General features: G+C 62.9%; 23 protein-coding genes. 17 read left to right on the top strand and 6 right to left on the bottom strand.

Translation table 11 applies throughout. The annotated features are described in order from the left end of the window. Window positions 1–17: 17 nt before the first annotated feature. Complete coding sequence (locus tag AACQ43_RS17075; protein WP_005308463.1) at window positions 18–494, top strand: outer membrane lipoprotein; 477 nt, start codon at window positions 18–20, stop codon at window positions 492–494. A gap of 74 nt (window positions 495–568) precedes the next feature. Here AACQ43_RS17075 and AACQ43_RS17070 read toward each other — a convergent pair whose 3' ends face one another. The 3 genes from AACQ43_RS17070 to AACQ43_RS17060 form a co-directional block, all read right to left on the bottom strand. Next, window positions 569–2,548, bottom strand: coding sequence for a bifunctional 2',3'-cyclic-nucleotide 2'-phosphodiesterase/3'-nucleotidase (locus AACQ43_RS17070; protein WP_168967981.1), 1,980 nt, complete (start codon window positions 2,546–2,548; stop codon window positions 569–571). Between the two features lie 127 nt (window positions 2,549–2,675). Further along, on the bottom strand, window positions 2,676–3,296 hold the full coding sequence (gene lysE, locus AACQ43_RS17065; protein ID WP_168967980.1) for an L-lysine exporter: 621 nt from the start codon (window positions 3,294–3,296) through the stop codon (window positions 2,676–2,678). Between the two features lie 213 nt (window positions 3,297–3,509). Then, complete coding sequence (locus AACQ43_RS17060) at window positions 3,510–4,292, bottom strand: LuxR family transcriptional regulator (protein WP_076361576.1); 783 nt, start codon at window positions 4,290–4,292, stop codon at window positions 3,510–3,512. A 62-nt stretch (window positions 4,293–4,354) separates the two neighbouring features. On the opposite strand from AACQ43_RS17060, the gene AACQ43_RS17055 reads away from it, so the two are divergent. From AACQ43_RS17055 to AACQ43_RS17005, 11 genes are all read left to right on the top strand, one after another. After that, complete coding sequence (locus AACQ43_RS17055) at window positions 4,355–4,978, top strand: acyl-homoserine-lactone synthase (protein WP_076361577.1); 624 nt, start codon at window positions 4,355–4,357, stop codon at window positions 4,976–4,978. Window positions 4,979–5,245: 267 nt separating this feature from the next. Then, window positions 5,246–6,145, top strand: coding sequence for a LysR family transcriptional regulator ArgP (locus AACQ43_RS17050; RefSeq protein WP_102989542.1), 900 nt, complete (start codon window positions 5,246–5,248; stop codon window positions 6,143–6,145). 100 nt (window positions 6,146–6,245) lie between these two features. After that, window positions 6,246–8,267, top strand: coding sequence for an exoribonuclease II (locus tag AACQ43_RS17045; RefSeq protein ID WP_168967979.1), 2,022 nt, complete (start codon window positions 6,246–6,248; stop codon window positions 8,265–8,267). Window positions 8,268–8,454: 187 nt separating this feature from the next. Next, a complete protein-coding gene (locus AACQ43_RS17040; protein WP_162902038.1) occupies window positions 8,455–9,048 on the top strand; it encodes a TetR/AcrR family transcriptional regulator in 594 nt (197 codons plus the stop codon). A gap of 21 nt (window positions 9,049–9,069) precedes the next feature. Continuing rightward, window positions 9,070–10,116 (top strand): DUF418 domain-containing protein, encoded by a 1,047-nt coding sequence (locus AACQ43_RS17035; protein ID WP_158198084.1) that lies wholly within the window; start codon window positions 9,070–9,072, stop codon window positions 10,114–10,116. A gap of 454 nt (window positions 10,117–10,570) precedes the next feature. Beyond that, entirely contained in the window at window positions 10,571–12,493 is a 1,923-nt protein-coding gene (locus AACQ43_RS17030) for a PTS mannitol transporter subunit IICBA (RefSeq protein WP_016349321.1), read from the top strand. Window positions 12,494–12,530: 37 nt separating this feature from the next. Then, complete coding sequence (locus AACQ43_RS17025; protein ID WP_168967978.1) at window positions 12,531–13,676, top strand: mannitol-1-phosphate 5-dehydrogenase; 1,146 nt, start codon at window positions 12,531–12,533, stop codon at window positions 13,674–13,676. Window positions 13,677–13,790: 114 nt separating this feature from the next. Continuing rightward, window positions 13,791–14,312, top strand: coding sequence for an MltR family transcriptional regulator (locus AACQ43_RS17020; protein WP_005308438.1), 522 nt, complete (start codon window positions 13,791–13,793; stop codon window positions 14,310–14,312). A gap of 176 nt (window positions 14,313–14,488) precedes the next feature. Next, window positions 14,489–16,276, top strand: a complete 1,788-nt coding sequence (locus AACQ43_RS17015) for a cation:proton antiporter (protein WP_168967977.1) — start codon at window positions 14,489–14,491, stop codon at window positions 16,274–16,276. After that, window positions 16,273–16,848 carry a DNA-J related domain-containing protein gene (locus AACQ43_RS17010; RefSeq protein ID WP_168967976.1) on the top strand — a complete coding sequence of 192 codons (576 nt, stop codon included), beginning with the start codon at window positions 16,273–16,275 and terminating at the stop codon, window positions 16,846–16,848. The genes AACQ43_RS17015 and AACQ43_RS17010 overlap by 4 nt, the downstream gene beginning before the upstream one ends. A 63-nt stretch (window positions 16,849–16,911) precedes the next feature. Further along, window positions 16,912–17,160, top strand: coding sequence for a hypothetical protein (locus AACQ43_RS17005; RefSeq protein WP_016349316.1), 249 nt, complete (start codon window positions 16,912–16,914; stop codon window positions 17,158–17,160). Between the two features lie 42 nt (window positions 17,161–17,202). On the opposite strand, the gene AACQ43_RS17000 is transcribed toward AACQ43_RS17005, so the two are convergent. Then, entirely contained in the window at window positions 17,203–17,721 is a 519-nt protein-coding gene (locus AACQ43_RS17000; protein WP_043162330.1) for a mechanosensitive ion channel domain-containing protein, read from the bottom strand. Between the two features lie 9 nt (window positions 17,722–17,730). Continuing rightward, a complete protein-coding gene (zntB, locus tag AACQ43_RS16995; RefSeq protein ID WP_168967975.1) occupies window positions 17,731–18,723 on the bottom strand; it encodes a zinc transporter ZntB in 993 nt (330 codons plus the stop codon). A gap of 105 nt (window positions 18,724–18,828) precedes the next feature. Between zntB and AACQ43_RS16990 the strand changes: the two genes are divergently transcribed. From AACQ43_RS16990 to AACQ43_RS16975, 4 genes are all read left to right on the top strand, one after another. Beyond that, window positions 18,829–19,281: a YaiI/YqxD family protein gene (locus AACQ43_RS16990; RefSeq protein WP_168967974.1), complete on the top strand. Its 453-nt coding sequence runs from the start codon at window positions 18,829–18,831 to the stop codon at window positions 19,279–19,281. Window positions 19,282–19,402: 121 nt separating this feature from the next. Beyond that, window positions 19,403–19,672 (top strand): PepSY domain-containing protein, encoded by a 270-nt coding sequence (locus AACQ43_RS16985; protein ID WP_011704515.1) that lies wholly within the window; start codon window positions 19,403–19,405, stop codon window positions 19,670–19,672. 48 nt (window positions 19,673–19,720) lie between these two features. After that, window positions 19,721–20,278: a cytochrome b/b6 domain-containing protein gene (locus tag AACQ43_RS16980; RefSeq protein ID WP_168967973.1), complete on the top strand. Its 558-nt coding sequence runs from the start codon at window positions 19,721–19,723 to the stop codon at window positions 20,276–20,278. A 92-nt stretch (window positions 20,279–20,370) separates the two neighbouring features. Then, on the top strand, window positions 20,371–20,871 hold the full coding sequence (locus AACQ43_RS16975) for a metal-dependent hydrolase (RefSeq protein ID WP_049047919.1): 501 nt from the start codon (window positions 20,371–20,373) through the stop codon (window positions 20,869–20,871). Window positions 20,872–20,963: 92 nt separating this feature from the next. Here the strand turns inward: AACQ43_RS16975 and AACQ43_RS16970 are convergent, their stop codons facing one another. Further along, complete coding sequence (locus AACQ43_RS16970; protein ID WP_016349310.1) at window positions 20,964–22,169, bottom strand: NupC/NupG family nucleoside CNT transporter; 1,206 nt, start codon at window positions 22,167–22,169, stop codon at window positions 20,964–20,966. A 564-nt stretch (window positions 22,170–22,733) separates the two neighbouring features. On the opposite strand from AACQ43_RS16970, the gene dbpA reads away from it, so the two are divergent. After that, on the top strand, window positions 22,734–24,110 hold the full coding sequence (dbpA, locus tag AACQ43_RS16965) for an ATP-dependent RNA helicase DbpA (protein ID WP_168967972.1): 1,377 nt from the start codon (window positions 22,734–22,736) through the stop codon (window positions 24,108–24,110). Window positions 24,111–24,142 lie beyond the last annotated feature (32 nt).

Raw genomic sequence — 24,142 nt, 5'->3', positions numbered from 1 at the left:
AGCCCAGGAGGCCCATCATGTTGAAACGCATTACCCTCATCGCCCTGTTGGCCACCACCACCGCCACCACCCTCAGCGGCTGTGCCAACAGCGACGTCTACTCCGGTGACGTCTACACCAAGGATCGCGCCAAGCAGGTGCAGACCGTCAGCTACGGCACCATCCTCTCCACCCGCCCGGTCAAGATCCAGGCCGATGAGAACTCGCTGATCGGCACCATCGGCGGCGCCGTGGTCGGCGGCCTGCTCGGCAGCACCATTGGCGGCGGGCGGGGCAGCGACATCGCCGCAGCCGGTGGCGCCATCGCGGGTGCGGCAGCGGGCAAAGCAGCCGGTGACAAGCTCAACCAGGTGGACGGTGTCGAACTCGAGATCAAGAAAGAGAACGGCGAATCCATCGTGGTGGTGCAAAAGGCCAGCCCCACCTTCGTACCGGGCGCCCGGGTACGCATGACCCAGGGCAACGGCACCATCAACGTGGCCGTGGTCAACTAAGCCCTCGGAACCCTCCGCCCATGAAAAAGCCCTCGCAGTGCGAGGGCTTTTTTTATTGCCATGTCGGCCGGGAATTACTGACGGATCAGCCGGAAGATGGCGTAACCAGGGTGCTGGGCGTCATCCATCGGCAGGGTGGACTTGTACTCCAGATCCGCACCGGCCAGCTGTTTGGCCTCCTCGCGAGGCGAGGAGTAGAGCCGCACGTCCACGTTGGCCGGCAGGGCCTTCATGTGCCAGTTGTTGTTGGCCGCCGGGCTGAAGCCGGCCGGGTTGTCGGCAGACTGGGCCTTCAGGTACTGGGCGATGATCTCGCGCGTCTCGAAGGGATCTTCATGCACTATGTTGCTGCCGTCGATGCCCGGGAAGTGGCCGCCGCCGCTGGCGCGGTAGTTGTTGGTCACCACGTAGAACTTCTGGGCCGGATCGATGGGCTGGCCGTTGAAAGTGAGGCTGCTGATGCGCTGGCCGTCGCTGACCTTGGCCCCTTCCTTGTTGTAACGGGCCGGCTGGGTGATATCCACTTCGTAGTTGACCCCGTCGATCACGTCGAAGTTGTAGGTGGGGAACTTCTCGTTCACCAGCCACTGCACCTCGGTCTTGCCGGTGTCGATCTGGTTGAACTGGCCGGCACTCATCTCCAGCCACTCCTTGACGGTGGCCCCGTTCACCTCGACCACCTGCAGGGTGTTCGGATAGATGTAGAGGTCGGAGACGTTGCGCAGGGAGATGTCACCCTGAGCCACATAGGTGAAGTCATTGATGCCGTTGCGGCCGCCACGGAACGGCGCCGCCACCGACAGGATGGGGTAGGACTCCTTGAGCAGGCCGTCTTTTTGCAGCTGTTCGGCATGCTTGCGTTGGGCATCGCTCACCAGCTGCACCGAAGGATCATCCTGCACCAGGGCGAAGAAGCTGTGGATGGAGGAGGTGATCTTGCCGAGCGGCTCATCCAGCCACTGGTTGGTGGCGTCATGGTCGGCCTGTACCAGGTCCACCACCCGTTGATCCACCGCGCTGCCCTCGCTGGAGTCGATCTTGCGCAGGCAGGCCTGGCTCTGTTTCACCTGCCACTTGCCGTCCACCTGCTCCAGCTTGAGGTCGATGATGCCGAGGTGGTTGCCCCAGTAGCCCGGCATCACGGTCGGAATACCGCTCAGGGTGCCGGCCTTGTTGTCCACCTCCGGCAGATCCGGGAAGTCACCCGGGAAGTTCTTGTGGGCGTGGCCCAGCATCAGGGCGTCCACCCCTTTCACCTTGGCCAGGTGCCAGGCGGAGTTCTCCATCATGGCCTCGTAGCTGCTGGCATTGATGCCGGTGTGGGCTACCACCACCACGATATCGGCGCCCTTGGCGCGCAGCTCGGGCACATAGTGGTTGGCGGTCTCGACCATGTCGGCCACCACCACCTTGCCTTCCAGATGACGCTTGTCCCACTGCAGCACCTGCGGCGGGGTCAGCCCCAGGATGCCGACCTTGACGGTCTGCAGCTGGCCCTTGTCATCCTTCACCTTGCGCTCCAGCAGCAGGTAGGGGGTGAACTTGTTGCCGCTCCAGTCTATTTGCCCCTTGGCATCACGCTTGAAGGCGCCCGCCTCGAACACGTTGGCGTTCACATAGGGGAACTTGGCTCCCTGCAGGGTCTTGGTGAGGTAATCCAGCCCGTAGTTGAACTCGTGGTTGCCCAGGTTACCGGCATCGTAGCCGAGCTCGTTCATCGCCTTGAACACCGGGTGGGCCTGCTTGTCGAGGTAACCGGCACCGGACTGCTCGAAAATGTAGTCCGCCAGCGGCGTGCCCTGGATCAGGTCGCCGTTGTCGAGCAGCAGGTTGTTGGGGTTTTCGGCGCGGGCCGCGCGGATCAGCAGCGCGGTGCGGGAGAGGCCAAACTTGCGATCTTCCTTGTTCTGGTAGTAGTCGTAGCCCAGTACGTTGGAGTGGATATCGGAGGTCTGGATCAGACGCAGGGCAACCTCACCCGGTTGCGCCTTGCTATCGTTTTCATTGCTACAGGCAGATAACAGCACGATGGCTGCAATAGCACCCAGCTTCATGGTTTTATTCACTGTCTTGTCCCTTTTATTATGAGTGTCGCTTTACCAGCGACGGGAATTTAACAGACGAATATGTCAGCGCATGAAGCCGGGATTAATTTTTATGAGGTGCGGCACAAAAATAGCCTTATGACGCCAGCAGAGCCCCGCTCGCCAGCTGAAACGCCAGCCCCAGCATGATGAAACCAACAATAGTATCAATAGCTTGCTGAACCCTGCCGCGAGCGAGCCAGGGCGAGAGGGCGGCCGCCCCGAACGCCAGGCTGTAGAACCAGACCAGCGAGGCCAGCATGGCCCCGGCCGCAAAGGCCGGCCGCAACTCTTCGGCAAACTGGCTGCCGAAGGAGCCGAGCAGCATCAGGGTATCCAGGTAGACGTGGGGGTTGAGCAGGGTCACCCCGAGGGTCATGGCCAGCACGCTCTTGACCCCCATCAATTGTGGCGAGTCCGCCAGCTTGGCTCCCTGCCCGCGCCAGGCACTGCGCAGGGAACGGATACCGAACCAGCCGAGAAACAGCACGCCGCCCCAGGTCAGCAGGGCCAGGCCGAGCGGGCTGGCCGCCAGCAGGTTGGCCCCGCCGAATACTCCGATGCCGATCAGCACGAGATCGCACAGGCAGCAGAGGGTCGCCGTCAGCAGATGGTGGTTGCGGTGGATGCCCCGACTCAGCACGAAGGCATTCTGGGCACCGATGGGAATGATCATGGCAAGGCCGAGGGTGAAGCCTTGCAGGGTGGTAGCAAACATGGATGAACCGTCCAGCAGAGTGATTGAACGGCACTATAAGGGGGGCAGTTCTATTTAGAGAAATTCATTGATCTGCTGAGCCATTGGTTTTGCTAATGACTGCGCGGCAGGCATAACCCCTTCGGGGCAGAAGGGCCGTCATTCGGCCATGACTGTCAATTGCAGGATCTGACAATTGTTAGCCAGTCACTCTGCCCCGAGAATCATCGGGTTTTATTGCATCAGCTTGGGGAAGTTGGTGACCATGACCTGCTCGAGATTGGGCAGCAAAATGCCACTGCTCACCCCCTTGGCGATGGCCTGGTAGCGATTCATCGACCCCGTTTTACGGGTGACCTGATTGAGGTGGTAGTTCACGGTTCGCTCCGTGATCCCCAGGATGCAGGCGATTTCACCCGACGTTTTCCCTTCACTGGCCCAGAACAGGCATTCGGTCTCCCGGTCAGTCAGGGCCTCCTGAGGGTCATCTTCCCGCAGACTGACCCGCACAATCCGGATCGCCGCCTCGAAGATGTAGTTGGACATCCAGGAGAGGATGGGCGAGGACTCCAGCAGCAGATCGCTCGATGCCCGCTCGGCGGTGATGAACGACAGTATGCCGTTCTCCCCCGCCGCACCGTGCAACGGGAACGAAATTCCGTTGCGCAGCCCGAACTCCGCCGCCAACCCCATCACGTCAAGACTGCCCTCTTGCAGAAAACGCGCCCGCTCATCCAGCCGGTTCCAGTAAATGGGCAAGGTCTGCTTGCGGGCCAATTGAATGATGGGATCACAGGCCAGCATATGGTTGGCCGTGTAGGCCTGCACCCAGGAATCTGGGCACTGGTTGAACAGCACCACCTTGGGTCTTTGCATCGACATGGGAATGATCAGCGCAAACCGGTAGTAGTCGTAACCCATACCGAGCGTGAACCGACCGATCAACTCGGCCAAACGATCCCCGTCCGTTACCGAAGTGAAATGTTCGAGGTACTCAAGCAGTTGGTCTTGTTTCATATGCTAGCCCCCCTGGCCAGGGCCTCGATTATAGCGCCGAACACTGAAATGGAGACATCTGAATGCTTGTTTTCAAAGGAAAATTAAAAGAACACCCCAGATGGGAGGTAGAAAACGAGCTTTATCGCTTTCGCAATCGCGTCTTCTCCGACCGCCTCGGCTGGGATGTGGAATCCCACCGTGGTCTGGAGCAGGACAGTTTCGATACCCCTGACACCCACTGGGTGCTGATCGAAGACGAAGAAGGCCTGTGCGGCTGCATCCGTCTGCTCAGCTGTGCCCAGGATTACATGCTGCCCAGCATCTTCCCCACCGCCCTCGCCGGCGAAGCCCCGCCGCGCAGCAACGACGTGTGGGAGCTGACCCGCCTCGCCATCGATGCCGAACGGGCTCCCCGGCTTGGCAACGGCATCAGCGAACTGACCTGCATCATCTTCCGCGAGGTCTATGCCTTCGCCAAGGCGAAAGGGATCCGCGAGCTGGTTGCCGTGGTCAGCCTGCCAGTGGAGCGCATCTTCCGCCGTCTCGGCCTGCCCATCGAACGGCTCGGTCACCGCCAGGCGGTGGATCTGGGCGCCGTGCGCGGAGTCGGGATCCGCTTCCATCTGGATGAGCGCTTCGCCCGCGCCGTCGGCCAACCCCTGCAGGGTGCCTATGACGAGGCGCGCGAACTGGTCACCGAATAAAGGCGACGCAAAAAAATCCCGGGGTAAGACCCGGGATTAAAAGTTCTCGCTATGGCCCGTTTCCACCCCATGCAAAAACGGACGCAAAAGAGTATCTCTTGAATACCTTTTGACCACCACTGTCACATCTCACAGTGACAAATCCGCTTTGACCCCGCAGCCCTTGTCACGTCTGGCCTGCCGACATTTTCAGCGTTCTTCGGTTGTTCTCCCGCCACCACTTGAGTAGCATCTCTTCTTAATCCCCTCTGTTGATAAGGCATGCTGATGAAGGCGTTGGATTACAAGCTGCTGCTGGCGCTGGATGCGGTGATGCAAGAGCAGAACTTCGAGCGGGCCGCCCAGCGCCTGCACATCACCCAGTCCGCCATCTCCCAGCGTATCAAGCAGCTGGAGCAGCAGTTTGCCGAACCGTTGCTGATCCGCGGCCAGCCGCTGCAGGCCACCGCGCTCGGTCAGAAGCTGCTGGCCCACTACCGTCAGGTGCGCCAGCTGGAGCTGGAACTGGCTGGCGAGCTCTCCCCCGCCGAGCCGCAGGCGCCGATCCGGGTCAGCATCGCCGTCAACGCCGACAGCCTGGCTACCTGGTTTCTGCCGGCCCTGGCCCCGCTGCTGGAGCAGCACCCCATCGAGCTGAACTTGCTGGTGGATGACGAGAGCCGCACCCTGGATCGGGTACGCGAGGGGCAGGCGTTCGGCGCCGTCAGCCTGCACGGCCAGCCGCTGGCCGGCTGCTGCGTCGACGAGCTCGGCGAGATGCGCTACCTGCTCACCGCCAGCCCCGCCTTCGTCGCCCGCCACTTCCCGCAGGGGCTGACCCTCGCCGCACTGGCCAAGGCGCCGGCGGTGGCCTTCGATCAGCGCGACGACATGCACGTCAGCTACATGGCCCGCCACTTCGGGCTGGAGCCCGGCGGCTACCCCTGCCACACGGTGCGCTCGTCCGAGGCCTTCGTCGCCATGGCCGAACAGGGGCTGGCCTGCTGCCTGATCCCGGAATTGCAGATCCGCCGCCAGCTGGCGGAGGGCAGCCTGCTCGATCTCAGCCCGGACCAGCATCTGGTCGAGCGGCTCTACTGGCACCGCTGGGTGCTGGAACGGGGGCTGCACAAACAGATATCCCTGCGCCTGATCGAGCAGGGTCGCCGGGCACTGCAACCCGGCTGAACCGGCCATTCACCTTGGCTTTGGAGGGGTAAAAACGTATAGTGCTGGGCGATCCGTCATCAGGTCTCCACCCAGGTTTTCCACTTCAGGTTCCTCACTTATGTTCCAAGACAATCCGCTGCTGGCCCAGCTCAAGCAACAAATCCGCGAAAACATCCCCAAGAAAGAGGGTGTTATCCGCGCCTCCGATCGGGGCTTCGGCTTCCTGGAGGTCGATGAGAAGACCAGCTATTTCGTGCCGCCTCCCTACATGAAGAAGGTGATGCACGGTGACCGGGTGAGCGCCCTGATCCGTACCGAAAAAGAGAAGGAAGTGGCCGAGCCGGATGCCCTGCTGGAGCAATCCGTCACCCGTTTCGTGGCCCGCGTCAAGATGTTCCGCGACCGCCTCAACGTGGTCGCCGATCACCCGTTGATCAAGGATGCCATCAAGGCCCGCGTCAAGAAGGGGCTGGACGAGAAAGAGTTCAAGGAAGGGGACTGGGTGGTTGCCACCCTCAAGCGTCACGCCCTGGTGGACGGCAACTTCTCTGCCGAGATCACCCAGAAGATCGCCTCGCAGGAAGATCACAACGTGCCCTGGTGGGTGGTGCTGGCGCGCCACAATCTGGCCCAGGTCGAGCCGGCGGATCTGCCGGAGTGGAAGGTGATCGAAGAGGAAGAGCTGCCGCGCACCGATCTGACCGCGACCCCCTTCTTCACCATCGACGGCGCCAAGACCAAGGACATGGACGATGCCCTGGCCATCCGCAAGCTGGACAACGGCTGGGAGCTGCTGGTGGCCATCGCCGACCCGACCGCCTATGTGGCCGAGGGCAGCGAGCTGGACAAGGAAGCCGCCCAGCGCGCCTTCACCGTCTACATGCCAGGCCGCAACGTGCCGATGATCCCGCGCACCCTCTCCGACGAGCTCTGCTCCCTGAAAGAGGGCGAGGAGCGCAACACCCTGTGTGCCCGTCTGCTCATCGCCGAGGACGGCCTGCTGCTGGAGGAGACCGAGTTCTTCGCCGCCCGCATCAGCTCCCACGCCCGCCTCACCTATGACGACGTCTCCGACTGGGCCGAACACGGCAAACAGCTGGATATCGACGCCGGCGTGCTGGCACAGCTGCCGCTGATGAAGGCGATGACCGAGGCGCGCATCAAGTGGCGTACCGAGCACGCCCTGGTGTTCCCGGATCGTCCCGACTACGACTTCGAGCTGGGCGAGAACGGCGAAGTGCTGGCCATTCACGTCGAGCCGCGCCGCATCGCCAACCGCATGGTGGAAGAGTCGATGATCGCCGCCAACATCTGTGCTGGCCGCGTGCTCGGCAAGCAGGTAGGCTACGGCATCTTCAACGTCCACACCGGCTTTGACGAAGAGTCCCTCGACGGCGCCATCGATCTGCTGAAAAGCGCCGAGGCCCCGTTCGAGAAAGAAGAGATCGCCAGCCTGTCCGGCTTCTGTGCCCTGCGCCGCTGGATCGACAATCTGGACACCCGCTGGCTGGACGGCAAGATCCGCCGCTTCCAGAGCTATGCGCTGATGTCCGCCGAGCCGGGCGCCCACTACGGCCTGGGGCTGGATGCCTACGCCACCTGGACCTCACCGATCCGCAAATACGGCGACATGGTCAACCATCGCCTGCTGAAAGCCGTCATCGCCGGCAAGACACCGAGTGAGCGCCCGAGCCTGGAGCTCACCGAACACCTGACCGCCTGCCGTCGTCTGCACCGCATGGTGGAGCGCGACATCGGCGACTGGCTCTATGTCCGCTACCTCAAGGCCGATGCCGGCACCGACAAGGTGTTCAACGCCGAGATCATCGACGTGATGCGCGCCGGCCTCAAGCTGCGTCTGCGCGAGAACGGCGCCGTGGTGTTCATGCCCGCCCGCCATATCCTCGACAACAAGGATCGGCTGGAGTGCAACTGGGACAACGGCCGCGTCTATCTGGACAAGACCGAGGTGGTCTACGAGCTCGGCCAGATCATCGAGGTCAAGTTGACCGAAGCGGTGGAAGAGACCCGCTCCCTCATCGCCAAGCCGGCGGTGGAGCTGGTGCCGGGCCCGGCGCCGGTCGCCCCGGTCAGTGAGGCCGATGCCACGCCTGCCGACGAGGCCCCCAAAGCCGAATAAGCCAGGCTTCCCCACCTTGCAAAAGCCCGCATCCTGCGGGCTTTTTTATTGGACCATGCCGCCCGCCGAGTCCGCCGATCACTTTTTGTACGCCCCGAGCTTGCCAGTTGCTCGTTACGAGCATAGAGTGAACCCACAAATGAACGAACGTTCGCTCATGATGGATTTTCAGGCAAGAGGCATCCCCATGACCACCAACAACCTGCGGCTGGAGCAGCGGCGCGAGCAGATCATCCAGGCGGCGCTCGGCTGCTTTATCGAACGGGGCTTCCACCAGACCGGCATGCGCGACATCGCCGCCGCCGCCGGGGTGAGCCTCGGCAACCTCTACAACCACTTCGCCCGCAAGGAGGAGCTGATCGCCCTGATCGCCTCGCTGGAGGCGGCCGAGCTGCAACCTTTGCTGGATGAGCTGGCCCAGGGGCCGGCCAGGGTGGCGCTGGCCCGCTTCGCCGCCGGCTACCTCGCCTGGTCGCTGACCCCGGAGAACCTGCTGCTCGGCACCGAGATCCTGGCCGAGCTGACCCGCCACCCCGAGATGGCTGCTACCTTCGCCAGCAACCAGCGCCAGCTGTGCGATGCCCTGGCGGCGGCGGTGCGCCGTGGCCAGCAGGCGGGGGAGCTGGCTGCACACCTGCAACCGGATCTCACGGCCCAGCTGCTGCTGGACGCACTGGAGGGGCAGGCGGTGCGCCACGCCCTGGCCCTGCATCCAGAGCAGGCACCGGTGGAACAAAGGTTGCCGTCCTTGCTGGACCAGCTGCTCGGTCCGGCCGGCTGATCACTCCAAGGAGTCACCACCATGACGACCCCGCACAATCGACTGGAAGGACTGGATCTGGCCCGTGCCATGGCGCTTATCGGCATGGTGCTGGTGAATTTTCGCATCGCCATGGGGGTGTTGGCGGGGGGGCCGACCTGGCTCAAGCCCCTGCTGGATGCACTGGAGGGGCGCTCCGCCGCCAGCTTCGTGGTGCTGGCCGGCATCGGGCTGGGGCTGTCGACCCGCAAGCTGGCGTGGTCGGCGGCCATGAGCCACACCGCCAGGCGGGCCCTGTTCCTGCTGATCGTGGGGCTGCTCAACTACCTGGTGTTTCCGGCCGACATCATCCACTACTACGCAGTCTACTTCCTGCTGGGAGCCTGCTGTCTCCGGCTTCCCTCCCCCTGGCTACTGGCCCTGATCCCGCTGCTGGCGGCAAGCTTCGTCGGCCTGCTGTTCCTGCTCGATTACGATCGGGGCTGGCAGTGGCACAGCTTCAGCTATCCCGAGTTCTGGACCCTGACCGGCTTCATCCGCAATCTGCTGTTCAACGGCTGGCACCCGGTGGTGCCCTGGCTGGGCTTTCTGCTCTACGGCCTCTGGCTGAGCCGTCAGTCTCTGGCCAATCCGGTCACCCAGCGCTGGCTGCTGGCCGGCGGGGTGAGTGCCATGGCGCTGGCCAAGGGGCTGTCGCTCTGGTTGCCGACCCTCTTGCCGAACCCCGAGCTGGCGCCACTGCTGGCGACCCAGCCCATTCCCCCGGCGCCGCTCTACCTGCTGTTCGGCATGGGTGCGGCCAGCACCCTGATCGCCCTCTGCCTCTGGCTGGGACGCGCCCTGCCCGAGGCCCGCTGGTGGCGAGTGTGGCTGCCGGTCGGCCGGCAGACCCTGACCCTCTATCTGGCTCACATCATGCTCGGCATGGGAGTACTGGAGGCCATCGGCTGGCTGCAGGGGCAGGATCTGCCCGAGGTGGTGCTGGCCGCCAGCCTCTTCGCCCTGGCGGCGTTACTGTTTGCCAATCTCTGGAGTCAGCGCTTTGAGCGAGGCCCGCTGGAGTGGCTGATGCGTCGGCTCTGCGGCTGAAGGGCATCATGAAAAACTGAAAGTGGGTTACAAAATAATTGATTCATTGGTTATTTGAATGTGAATTAAAGTAATTCATCGTCAACACCCTCGCTTTTAAGGTCAGGTGAATTGCTCCAATTGAATACAAATAATAGAAATGAGAGACAGATCACATTGACATCAGGTTTGCGCAAACAGCAAAGAGTGATTCGTGTCACATAAAAACGATGCTGGCGGCAGCAAAGATCGAAATGTAGCCGAAATACAGAGGGTGAATGTGATCGACATCACTATGAAAGGAGGGGGGAGGTCGGGGTATTTGAGAGCTGCGTCACAAGACACCCCGTTTTCAGCCTAATTTGATCGCAAGCTGGTAGATTGAAGTTGCTTAGACGACAGGGATGGCGGTTCGGCAAAACCGGCCAGCCCGACTACCACTTTTAATCAAACAGGCTTAAAACGGGGTCCCGACATGTTATCACCGGATACCAAAGTCAAGATACAGAATTTTGGACGCTTCCTGTCCAATATGGTCATGCCCAACATAGGCGCCTTCATCGCCTGGGGCTTTATTACCGCCCTCTTCATCCCCACCGGCTGGCTGCCGAGCGAAACCTTGGCCAAGCTGGTCGGCCCCATGATCACCTACCTGCTGCCGCTGCTGATTGGCTATACCGGCGGCAAGCTGATGGGCGGTGAGCGCGGCGGCGTGGTCGGTGCCATCACCACCATGGGCGTCATCGTGGGGACCGACATTCCCATGTTCATGGGCGCCATGATGGTCGGCCCGCTCGGTGGCTGGGCCATCAAGCGTTTCGACAAGGCGATGGAAGGTCGCGTCAAGAGCGGCTTCGAGATGCTGGTCAACAACTTCTCTGCCGGTCTTATCGGCATGTTGCTGGCGATCCTCGCCTTCTTCGTGATCGGCCCCTTCGTCAAGGTGCTCTCCGGCGTACTGGCCGGTGGCGTCGGCTTCCTGGTGGACAACAACCTGCTGCCGCTCACCTCCATCTTCGTTGAGCCGGCCAAGATCCTGTTCCTCAACAACGCCATCAACCACGGCATCTTCTCGCCGCTGGGAATCCAGCAGGCCACCGAGCACGGCCGCTCCATCTTCTTCCTGATCGAAGCGAACCCGGGCCCGGGCATGGGCGTGCTGCTGGCCTACATGGTATTCGGTCGCGGCGCCGCCAAGCAGTCCGCTGCCGGTGCCTCCATCATTCACTTCTTCGGCGGCATCCACGAGATCTACTTCCCGTACGTGCTGATGAATCCTCGCCTCATCCTGGCGGTGATCGCCGGCGGCATGACCGGAGTGTTCACCCTGACCCTGTTCAATGCAGGTCTGGTCTCCCCCGCCTCACCGGGTTCCATCTTCGCCGTGCTGTTGATGACGCCGAAAGCCTCCCTCATCGGGGTGCTGCTCTCCATCGTCGCCTCCACCACCGTCTCCTTCCTAGTCGCCGCCGTGTTCGTGCGCGCCCAGCAGCCGGAAGCCGACGAGGCCGATGCCCTCGGTGAAGCCACTCGCAAGATGAAAGCCATGAAGGGTGCCAAGCCCGAGACCGCAGCGGCCAAGAAGCCGGGCGGTGAACTGATGGCGGTGCGCAACATCGTCGTCGCCTGCGATGCGGGCATGGGCTCCAGCGCCATGGGCGCCGGCCTGCTGCGCAAGCGGGTGCAGGCCGCCGGCCTCGACATCAGCGTCACCAACCGCGCCATCGATCAGCTCGACGATCAGGTGGACTGGGTCATCACCCACAAGGATCTGACCGAGCGGGCCCGTCGCCACGCGCCACACGCCCACCACATCTCGCTCACCAACTTCCTCGACAACGGTCTCTATCAGGAGCTGGTACAGAGCCTGACCCAGGCCGCCAACGATGACGTCGCCAACCCGCAACTGCTGGTGGCCGCCAACGACGACAGCTACGAGCCGCAGGCCGCCGAAGTGTTCACTCTGAGCCGTCATGACGTGCACCTGGGGCTCAAGGCCGACAACAAGGAGGCCGCCATCCGGGCTGCCGGCAAGCTGCTGGCGGAGCGGGGCTACGTGGCGCCCGACTACGTCAACGCCATGCTGGAGCGCGAACAGCTGGTCTCCACCTACCTCGGCGAATCCATCGCCGTGCCGCACGGCACCATCGCCGCCAAGGAGTTTGTGAAGCGCACCGGCATCGTCATCTGCCAATACCCGGCCGGGGTCGCCTTCGGCGAGGCGGCCGATGAAGTAGCGCGGCTGGTGATCGGCATCGCCGCCCGCAACGACGAACACATGCAGGTGATAACCCGCCTGACCAATGCACTGGACGAACCCGGCCTCATCGACCGGCTGGCCAGCACTCAGGATCCCCAGGAATTCCTGGATCTGCTGGGTGCCGAACAGGCTGCCTGATCGTCCTTCATCGTCTTTGGCTCAAGAGGTTAATATCATGAAAACATTGCATTTTGGTGCCGGCAACATCGGTCGCGGCTTCATCGGAAAACTGCTGGCTGACGCCAGCCACCAGGTCACTTTCGCCGACGTCAACGAGACCCTGATCGACCAGCTCAACCACCGCCAGGAGTACAAGGTGCACGTGGTGGGAGCGGATCAGAAGCTGGACGTGGTGCGCAACGTGGCGGCGGTGAGCTCCGCCGGCCACGAGGTGATCGCCCGCATCATCACCGCCGATCTGGTCACCACCGCGGTCGGCCCCAACATTCTGGACAAGATTGCCAGCACCCTGGCCAAGGGGCTGCAGGCCCGCTTCGATGCCGGCAACCTGACACCGCTCAACGTCATCGCCTGCGAGAACATGGTGCGCGGCACCAGCCATCTCAAGCAGGAGGTACTCAAGTACCTGCCGGTCGCGTATCATGCCACCCTCGACGCCTGCATCGGCTTCGTCGACTCGGCGGTGGACCGCATCGTCCCGCCCGCGGCGGCCAACGATGATCCGCTGGAAGTGACGGTGGAGAGCTTCAGCGAGTGGATTGTCGACCAGACCCAGTTCAAGGGCGAGCTGCCGCAGGTGGCGGGCATGGAGCCCACCGACAACCTGATGGCCTTCGTCGAGCGCAAGCTGTTCACCCTCAACACCGGCCACATCGTCACCGCCTACCTCGGCAAGCTGAGGGGCTATCGCACCATCCGCGAGGCGATCGAGGATCCGCTTATCCGCAGCAAGGTGCGCCGCGCCATGGAGGAGAGCGGCGCCGTGCTGGTGCAACGCTACGGTTTCGACCCGCGCCTGCACGCCGCCTACATCGAGAAGATCCTGGCCCGCTTCGCCAACCCTTATCTGGTGGACGAGATTGACCGGGTCGGCCGTCAGCCGCTGCGCAAGTTGGCGGCGGGGGATCGGCTGGTGAAGCCGCTGCTCGGTACCCTGGAGTACGGCCTGCCGAGCGATCACCTGCAGGAGGGGATCGCCGCTGCGCTGCACTATCGCAACGCCGATGACCCGCAGGCAGTGGAGCTGCAACAGCTGCTGGCGGATCTGGGCCCGGCCCAGGCTCTGGCTCGCATCACCGGCCTTGCTGCCGACAGTGACATCGTCAGCGCCATCGTCACCCGTTATGGCAATTTGAAGTGACCTGATGAGGCGCCGTCGCCGCCGGCCCACTAAGGCCGGCCACCTAAGCGCCTCATACGATAAAAACCGGGAGAGAGGCCCACTCTCTCCCTGTCAGCTGGACCCAATGCACTTATGACCACACACCAGGAAGATGAAGTACTGGAGCGACTGAACGAGCAGGATGGCCCTCGCGGCTTCTTTCTCGAGGTCGTGACCATCCTGGAAGAGGCGGTCGACTCTCTGATGCGACGCGCGTTCCGTCAGGAGGAGTATGCCGTCAAATACGCCATCGAACCCCTGCTCAACCAGAGCGGCCCTCTCGGCCAGCTGGAGGTGCGCCTCAAGCTCATCTTCGCCCTCGGCCTCATCTCCCTCGAACGCTATCAGGATCTCGAGGCTTACCTGAAGATCCGCGATTTTCTGGTGCGCGATCCCAAAGATTACCGCTTCAGCGACAAACCGATCCGCGATCTGCTGGCACGTCTGCACGGCGTCAGCCAGGGCGGCATGATGCCGCAAGAGGCCCCCGCCAACGAGGAGGACTGGCCCTTCTACCAGATGCAGCTGAACCGGCTCGATCAGGTGGTGCGCTCGGCGCTGGTGCTGGCGGTGGCCGACTGTGTCACCGAACTCCACAAAGAGAGCCCCATCTAATCCGGCTGGTGGCCGCAGCCAGCGGCCACACCCCGCCCTTCTCCCGCGGCCATGCCCCCGTGACGCCCGCTGTCGCGTGATCCGCTTACCCCCTTGTTCCCGCCGCCGGCTGGTGTCAATCTGACCATCTTCCCCACTACACTTCCTCCAGGTTCATCGCCTTAATCGAGGTCTGCATGATTGCTCTCTCCCTGGCCGGGATCGCCCTGGTCTCCGTGCTGGCTCAGTGGCTGGCCTGGTCGCTGCGAGTGCCCGCCATCCTGTTTCTGCTGCTCACCGGCCTGCTGCTGGGCCCGGTCAGCGGCCTGCTCGACCCCGACGCCCTGCTCGGTGACCTGCTGTTTCCGCTGGTCTCCCTGTCGGTCGCCATCATCCTGTTCGAGGGGGCGCTCACCCTGCACCTGGCCGAGCTAAAAGGGATCGGCAAGGTGGTGCGCAACCTCTGCTCAGTGGGCATGCTGGCCAGCTTCGCCGTCATCGACAGCGCCGGTTACTTCCTGCTGGGACTGGACTGGCGGGTCGCCATGGTGCTCGGCGCCGTACTGGTGGTGACCGGCCCCACCGTGGTCGCCCCCATGCTCAACGTGATCCGCCCGACCAGGGAGGTAGACCGCATCCTGCGCTGGGAGGGGATCGTCATCGATCCCATCGGCGCCCTGTTTGCGGTGCTGGTGTTCGAAGCGGTGCGCCTCGGCAGTCAGGGGGATCTCATCGGCCACACCCTGCTGGCGCTGGCCAAGACGGTGGGGGTGGGCTCGCTCATCGGTGTCGGCGCCGGCTGGCTCACCACCCTGCTGATCCGCAAGGACTGGCTGCCGGTCAGCCTGCACAAGTTCGGGGTGCTGGCACTGGTGCTGGTCACTTTCAGCCTCTCCAACTGGCTCAGCCACGAATCCGGCCTGCTGGCAGTCACCGTATTCGGCATCTGGCTCGCCAATCAAGAGGGGCTGGATCTGGAGGAGGTGCTGGCCTTCAAGGAAGATCTCGCCATCATCCTCATCTCCTCCCTGTTCATCCTGCTGGCGGCCCGCCTCGATCTGGCCCAGCTCTGGCAGCTCGGCCCCATGGTGCTGGCGCTGCTGTGCGTGGTGCAGTTCGTGGCGCGCCCGCTCTGCATTCTGGTCTCCACCTGGGGATCGGATCTCTCCTGGCGGGCCCGCGCCCTGCTCGGCTGGATTGCGCCGCGCGGCATCGTCGCGGCGGCGGTCAGCGCCTCCTTCGCCATCAGCCTGCACCAGGCCGGTATTCCCGATGCCGACAAGCTGGTCCCCCTGGTGTTTGCGGTGATCATCTCCACCGTGGTGCTGCAGAGCCTCACCTCGGCACCGCTGGCCGGTCTGCTCAAGATGCGCCAGAGCGCCCCCAATACCTGGCTCATCATCGGGGCCAACTCGGTGGCACGGGCCATCGGCCGGGCACTGGCGGATCAGGGGGTGCCGGTTCAGCTCTGCGATCCCGCCTGGGAGTTCTGCAAACAGGCGCGGATGAGCAACCTGCCCTGCTACTTCGGCAACCCGCAATCCGAACACGCCGAGCTGCACCTGCCGCTCACCAGCATCAGCACAGTGCTGGCGCTCTCCCCCAACCGCCACAACAACGCCCTCGGCGTGCTGCACTTCGCCCACCTCTACGGCGAGGAGAAGGTCTACTCCCTGCGCTCCAGCGAGCAGCACGGCAAGGCCAATCGGGAGAGCGCCACCTTCCGCGCCCGCCAGAACCTGTTCGGTCCCGACATCAACTACGCTCGGTTGAGCGGCCTGCTGAGCCGGGGCGGCCAGATCAAGGCGACCCGGCTGAGCGAGGCATTCGACTGGGCCCAGTACCAGGAGGCCAACCCGGGCGCCATTCCGCTGTTCGTGCTGGACGGCAAGGGGCGGACTCGCATCGTCACCGGCCCTGTCGAGCCGCTGGCCGGGGAGCTGCTGATCGCCCTGCAGCCGCCGAAGGAGACGGCAGCCCCATGAACGAGACTCGGCCCAACCCGCTGCTGGCTCCACTGCTGACACTGCTGCGACAGGCAAGCGGCAGCTACAAGGTGCACGAGCTGCTGGCCGAACTGCGCCGCCTGGAGGTCATCCCGCCTCTGCCGGGGGATGAGCAGCTGCAGCTGTTTCGGCTCAACTTCCTCATCATGAACGCTCTCTACCAGCTGCAGGCCGAGCTTCATGGCGAAGGGTGGTGGCTGGTGATCAGCACCCTGGATATCCGGCTCGAACCGCTCGCTACCCGCGAGGGGGAAAGCGCCCTCGCCCAGAGCGAGGCGCTGCGCAGTTACTACCTCGACTGGCAGGTGTTCTGGCAGACCGACCGGGAGGAGGTAGAGGCGCTGCTCGGCAGCTTCTGGCGGGCCTGTGAGCGGGATGAACACAGGGCCGAGGCGCTGACCCTGTTCGCCCTGCCGACCGGGGCACAGCCCGATGCCATCCGCCGCCGCTGGCGGGAGCTGGCGCTGCAACACCATCCAGATCGCGGGGGCGATGCCGACACCTTCATCCGCCTGCGCTGGGCCTGGGAGCACCTCAAATCGGCCAAATGAGCCGGCCGACCCCGACCGCAGCCACTAGACTTGAAGTGGCATCAAGCGTCACGGGAGGATGTCATGACAGTCAGCGAACTTCGCCAGCTCTATCAGCAGCAAGCCTTCAAGGAAGCCGAGATCCTGCAGGACGCCATCCTGCCCGGCTGGATCGTGGAGTTCAGGGGTCAGGACGGCAGGCTGTACGAGATGACCGACACCCTGGGCTGCCCCCGCTACTTCGGCTCGGTCGAGGAGGCCCGCCAGCACGTGCACCTGGTGGCGGATTGCCCGATCCAGGTCGAACACCTCTATCGCTTCTTCGAACGCTGAGAGATACACAGGCTCAAAAAAGGCTCCCGAGGGAGCCTTTTCTCATTCCGGTTGCAGGGGTTCCGCCCCCTTGCCCTCCAGCCGCCTGACCGGCTTTTGCAGGATCAGGTTGGCCGGATAGGTGACCAGATCACCGTTGTCATCGCGCACCCGCACGTAGAAGAGGCCGATCTCGGTGATGACGCCGGTGACCGAGTCATCCTTGTCGAGGATCCGGATCCGGTCGCCAATCTTGTAGGGAAAGGCGAAGAAGATGGTGATGCTGGCGGTGATGTTGGAAAGGATCGACCACTGCGCCACCATGGCGACGCCCAGCACCGCGAAGAAAGAGGAGGCCAGCACCACCAGCCGCGAGAAGTCGAGCCCCCACACCCCGGCCAGGATCAGCAGGGTGGCGCAGCCGAGCAGGAAGTGGAACACGTGCTCCACGTAGAGCACCCGGTTCTCGCTCACCTGCCGGGTCTGGGCCAGCGCCAGCAGGCTCTTGTGAATGAGCCCGCGAATGAGGGTGTGGCCCAGCAGCAACAGCAGGGTCACGCCAAAAGATTCCCATGTCGTCATGTCTGCTCCTTACCACCAGCGCCGATGCTTGAGCCAGACCGCCAGCCCGGTCGCCAGCGCCACCAGGGAGCCGCAGAAGATCCAGAAGGCAGTCGGACTCTCGGCCCCAGGAATGCCCCCCAGGTTGATGCCGAACAGGCCGGTCAGGAAGCTGGCGGGCAGGAACAGCAGCGCCATCACCGACATCTGGTAGGCGCGGCGATTGGTCGCCTCCGCCATCAGGTTGTTGATCTCGTCTGCCAGCACGGCGGTACGCGCTACCCCGGCATCCAGATCGTCCAGCCAGCGCCGCAGCCGGTCGGCGATGTCGAGCAGGCGCCGGCGGTCATCTTCATCCAGCCAGCTGATCTTCTCGTTGGCGAGGCGCGCCACCAGATCCCGCTGCGGCGAGAGGTAGCGGCGGATCATGATGAGCTGCTTGCGGATCAGCGCCAGCCGGCCGTTGGCAGGCAGGTCGCGCATCAGCACCATCTCCTCCAGATCCAGGATCTGATCGTGCAGTTCCTCGACGAACTCCCCAGCCCGGTCGGTCAGGGCGTCACAGATCTCCACCAGCCAGTCGGCCGGGGTATCGGCGCCGCCCCCCAGCTTGAGCTGGTTGAATACGTCCTGTTCCGACAACAGCGGCCGGCGCCGGCTGCTGATGATGAGATCCGGCGTGATGTAGATGCGCAGCGCCACCATCTCTTCCGGTCTGTGGTCCTTGTTGTGGTTGATGCCGCGCAGGATCAGCAGCACCGTCTCCCCCATTCGGACCAGCTTGGGGCGATTGCTCTGGCCGAGCAGCGACTCGCGCGCCGCATCATTGAGCAGCGGGGTCTGCAGCAGCCAGCGCGCCGCCTCCGGATTGCCGTAGTCCAGATGCAGCCAGCCCGGCTGCTTGGCCGGTATCTCGCTGCCCACCACCAGTGGCTGCATGCCACCCCTGCCATCCAGGGTCAGGCCATAAATTACGTCACTGGGCACCCGATCCATCTGCTCGTCCTTTTCGCTCATGTTCATCGGCCCAGCTTACACCAAAGCCGGGCCCGACTCAGCCCCGGGGCAGCCGCCCCGCGCCGACCGTGTTAAGATGCGCCACTCGTTTCAGACACAGGAAGCCCTGCCATGCCCATCTGGGTCGATGCCGATGCCTGCCCCATTCCGGTCAAAGAGATCCTTTACCGCGCCGCCCACCGTGCCCAGGTGGTGACCACGCTAGTGGCCAATCAGGGGCTGCGGGTGCCCCCTTCCCCCTTCATCAAGACCCAGCAGGTGGAGAAGGGCTTCGATGTGGCAGATCATGTCATCGCCCAGCAGGTCAAACCCGGCGATCTGGTGATCACCGGCGACATCCCTCTCGCCTCCTGGGTGATCGATGCCGGCGGCGAGGCGCTCAATCCCCGTGGCGAGATCTACACCCGCGAGACCATCAAGGCGCGGCTCGGCATGCGCAACTTCATGGAGGAGCTGCGCTCGGCCGGGGTGCAGACCGGCGGCCCGGCCCCCCTCAACGCGGCCGACAAGCAGCGCTTCGCCAACGTCCTCGACAAGTGGCTCATCCGAGGCAAGCTGAGTTGATTACCCCCTCCCCGGCCGGCCGCCGGGGAGACCCATTCATTTCCCTTTGCGCTTAATTCTTTCTTAAGGCTGGTGAACTAACCTTGTGGCTGTTGACTCAACCACCCGCAAGGAGCAAGCAATGAAACTGACCCCCCTGTTGTTACTGATCCCCCTGTTGAGCGGCGCAGCCCTGGCCGATCCCCAATGTACCCAGGCCGACAAGAGCAAGTGGATGAGCGAAGCCGACGCCCAGCAGCAGATCAAGGCGATGGGCTACGACATCAAGAAGTTCAAGGTCACCAAGACCAACTGCTACGAGATTTACGGTTGGGACAAGGAGAAGCGCAAGGTCGAGATCTACTTCGACCCGACCGATCTGAAGAAAGTGAAAGAAGAGATCGACGAATAATCCGGCCATGGGCCGGTCTCCTGCCGGCCCTTTCTATGGAGCCACGCCATGACAACCTCGTCTGAAGTGAAAGTCTGGGATCCCCTCATCCGGGTGTTTCACTGGGCCACCGTCACCCTCTGCCTGCTCAACTTCTTCGTGCTGGAAGAGGGCAGCAAGCCCCACAAATATGCCGGCTACGCAGTGGGCATCCTGCTGATCATCCGCCTGCTGTGGGGATTGGTCGGACCCCATTACGCCCGCTTCGGCCAGTGGTGGCCGACCCCGGCCCGGGTTCGCTACTACCTGCGTCAGCTGGCCCAGGGCCGTCACCCCTACTACCTCGGCCACAACCCGGTCGGCGCCCTGATGATCTGGCTGCTGCTGCTGTCGCTGGTCGGCACCGTGGTCACCGGCTGGCTCACCACCTGGGATGCCTTCTGGGGCGAAGACTGGCTGGAGGAGTTGCACGGCATCATTGCCAACACCCTGATGGCCGCCGTCGGCGTCCATGCGGCCGTGGTGATCCTGACCGATCGCCTCACCCACAGCGACCTGGTGCGCGCCATGGTGCTGGGTAAAAAACGGGTACCCGCCGACGCCAAGGTGGAAGATCCGCGCAGTTAATGACCGGGCGGCCCCTCGGGCCCCGGTTTTTTGCTGCAATGGCCCGCGACACTGGTAAGATGCGCCGCCATTTTCCCCATGTCGTAACCATCATGACCGCCCAAGGGCACCTGCTCTTCTCCGTTACCTGCACCCTGCTCGCCCACAAACTCCAGCTGACGCCGGCCCTGGCCGACGCCAGCCTGTGGCACACCGTTCCTGCCGCACTGGCCAGCGCCCTGCTGCCGGACCTTGACCACCCCAAGTCGGTGCTGGGGCAACGCCTACCCTGGATCTCCAAACCCTTGTCGCGGCTGTTCGGCCATCGCGGCTTCACCCACAGCCTGCTGGCAGTGGCCGCCGCCATCTGGGGGCTGGATCAGAGCCTGGCTCCCGCCATGCTGCCCACCGGCGTCAAGGATGCCCTTATCATCGGCTACCTCAGCCACCTGCTGGGAGACTGGCTCACCCCGGCCGGCATTCCGCTGCTGTGGCCCAGCAAGCGCCGCTACCGGCTACCGGGCTGGCCGCTCAAAAGCGGCGGCGCCGTCGAGACCGGCTTTTGCACTCTCACCCTGCTGGCCGCCGGTTACTGGGCCCACTGGCCAGGCTAGCGGTCCGTCAGGCCAGCTAGCGCCTGCTGTCGCCCCAAAAAATAAACCCCTGCCGAGGCAGGGGTTTGTCATGGTGAGAGCGGGTGGCGGTATTACAGCATTACACCGGCAATCACGGCGGAGAGCAGGCTCACCAGGGTGGAGCCGTACACCAGCTTCAGACCGAAGCGGGAGACCATGTTGCCCTTCTCTTCGTTCAGCGCCTTCACCGCACCGGCGATGATGCCGATGGAGCTGAAGTTGGCGAACGACACCATGAAGATGGAGAGGATGCCGATGGTGCGCGGAGAGAGCTGGGCTGCGATCTTGCCCAGATCCATCATGGCCACGAACTCGTTGGTCACCAGCTTGGTCGCCATAATGGAGCCGGCTTGCAGCGCTTCACCACTCGGGATGCCCAGGATCCAGGCGATCGGGTAGAAGAGGTAGCCCATGACGAACTGGAAGTTGACGCCGAATGCCATCTCGAACAAGTAGTTGATGAGAGCAATCAGGGCGATGAAGCCGACCAGCATGGCGCCCACGATGACCGCCACGGTGAAACCGGCCATGATGTACTCGCCCAGCATCTCGAAGAAGTTCTCTTTCTTCGGGCTGTGGTGCTCGTCACCTTCGGCCAGCGCCTTGGCGTCGGTCACGGTATTGTCCGGCTCGTAGGGGTTGATCAGCGACAGCACGATGAAGGTGCTGAACATGTTGAGCACCAGCGCGGCCACCACGTAGCGCGGCTCGATCAGCTGCATGTAGGCACCGACGATGGACATGGAGACGGTGGACATGGCAGTGGCGGCCAGGGTGTACATCTGCTTCTCGTTCAGGTGCGGCAGGATGTTCTTGAGCGCGATGAAGTTCTCGGACTGGCCGACGATCATGGAGCTGATGGCGTTGAAGGACTCCAGCTTGCCCATGCCATTGATCTTGGCCAGCACGGTACCGATGCCGCGGATCACCAGCGGCAGCAGACGGATGTACTGCAGGATACCGATCAGCACGGAGATGAAGACGATGGGCATCAGTACCATCAGGAAGAAGGAGAAGGCCCCTTCATTGACCAGGCCGCCGAACACGAAGTCGGTACCCTGTTTGGCAAACTCCATCAACTTGGTGAAGCCGGCCGCGAAGCCGCCCACCACTGCCAGACCCACTTCGGAGTTCAGCATGAACCAGGCAAGCGCCAGTTCGACCACCAGCAGTTGGCCGATATAACGCAGTTTGATCTGTTTCCAGTTGTGGCGGTTGGCCAGTAAAGCAAGAGCGAGGACCATCACGAGTCCGAGCACAAAGTGAACGTATTCCATACCAGTAGCACCTGAGTAATTTGTAATTTTTTGACCGGCGCCATCATAGACATTTGCATATTTAAAAATCAGATAGCCATCACAATCTGTGGTAAAAATATGCATGTTGGATAATACAAACGTTTTTAAATTAATTAAACGCTCACACAAGCATCTAATCATTGTTCAATAAACACAAAAATCATTAATAAACAGCAACTTAAAAATAAACACCTCTGTCTGAAAGGGCTATTTTCACAGCTTTCTCACATTTATTTAAAACCTGGCGAATGGCGTCATAGCGGTGAGGTTAAATTTACGGCGAATTTATTTAATCAAATCAAAATGACAAACGTTTATCTTATTTGCGATGAATGACCCGGCTTCTTTCAGCTAATTCCCGAATGACAGTGGGGTATTTTCAGACGAGCCGGACAGCATGCCGCCACTGTTTTTCCCCGGCGGCGGCCCCGCCATCGTCGCCGGCCAGTCGTTCAAAAATCCGCCACACCCGGCAGCGCTTTCTGATACAATGCGCGCCCTTGCGCACGGCGCAGCCCGTTTTCTCCGATATAGAGTCTTTTTGTGAACAACGAATTTAGCAGCCTGAACCTCTCCTCCGCCCTGCAGGACAACCTCGCCAGCCTGGGTTATCTGCAGATGACCCCGATCCAGGCCCAGAGTCTGCCCCTGGTACTCGATGGCAAAGATCTGATCGCCAAGGCAAAAACCGGCAGCGGCAAGACCGCGGCCTTCGGCCTCGGCCTGCTTGCCAACCTCGATGTCAACCGGCTCGAGGTGCAGGCGCTGGTGCTCTGTCCGACTCGCGAGCTGGCCGATCAGGTTGCCACCGAGATCCGCCGTCTTGCCCGTACCCTGCCCAACGTCAAGCTGGTCACCCTGTGCGGCGGCACCCCGACCGCACCGCAATCCGCCACTCTGAGCTTTGGCGCCCACATCGCCGTCGGCACCCCGGGCCGGATCCTCAAGCACCTGGAGCAGGGCACCCTCGAGCTGGACGGCCTCAAGACGCTGGTGCTGGACGAAGCGGATCGCATGCTGGACATGGGCTTTGGCGAAGACATCAACCGGGTCATCAGCCACGCCCCGCGCGACCGCCAGACCCTGCTGTTCTCCGCCACCTATCCGGAAGGGATCGCCCAGATGAGCCGCGGCGTGCAGCGCAACCCTGTCGAGGTGAGCGTAGAGTCCCTGCACGAAGACAGCGCCATCGAGCAGAAGCTGTATGAAGTGCCGGCTGGCCAGCGCCTCGATGCCCTCGGCTGGTTGCTCAGCCACTACCAGCCGAGCTCCTGCGTGGTGTTCTGCAACACCAAGCGGGCCTGCAACGACGTGGCCGATCATCTGGCTGCCAAGGGCTTCTCGGCGCTGGCGCTGAACGGTGACCTGGAGCAGCGCGAGCGGGATCAGGTGCTGGTGCGCTTCGCCAACGGCAGCGCCACCATCCTGGTGGCCACCGACGTGGCGGCCCGCGGCCTCGACATCAAGGAGCTGGGCGCCGTCATCAACTACGAGCTGACCTACGACCCCGAAGTGCACGTGCACCGCATCGGTCGTACCGGCCGCGCCGGCCAGCAAGGTCTGGCCCTGAGCCTCTACCAGCCGAACGAGGCCCAGCGCGTCAACTTCATCGAGGAGTACCAGCAGGCCCCCATTCCCCAGGGCGATCTGGCCGGGATCGGCCGCGACATCAAGCCGATCGCGCCGCAGATGGTGACCCTCTCCATCGATGCGGGTCGCAAGAGCAAGGTGCGCGCCGGTGACATCCTGGGCGCCCTGACTGGCGAAGGCGGCATTGCCGGGGCCGATGTGGGCAAGATCCAGATTTCCGAGCAGTACTCCTACGTGGCGGTGAAGCGCCAGGTGGCGAGCGCCGCCCTCAAGCGGCTGCAGGAAGGCAAGATCAAGGGGCGCAGCTACCGCGCTCGCAAGCTGGGCTAAGGTTCACGACACAGGCGCCGGTTCGGCGCCTG

The sequence above is a fragment of the Aeromonas sp. DNRA1 genome (genome assembly GCF_963888745.1).
Classification (GTDB): Bacteria; Pseudomonadota; Gammaproteobacteria; order Enterobacterales; family Aeromonadaceae; genus Aeromonas; species Aeromonas hydrophila.
The sequence above is the reverse complement of the archived record's forward strand: the minus strand, read 5'-3'. Positions and strand labels throughout refer to the sequence as shown.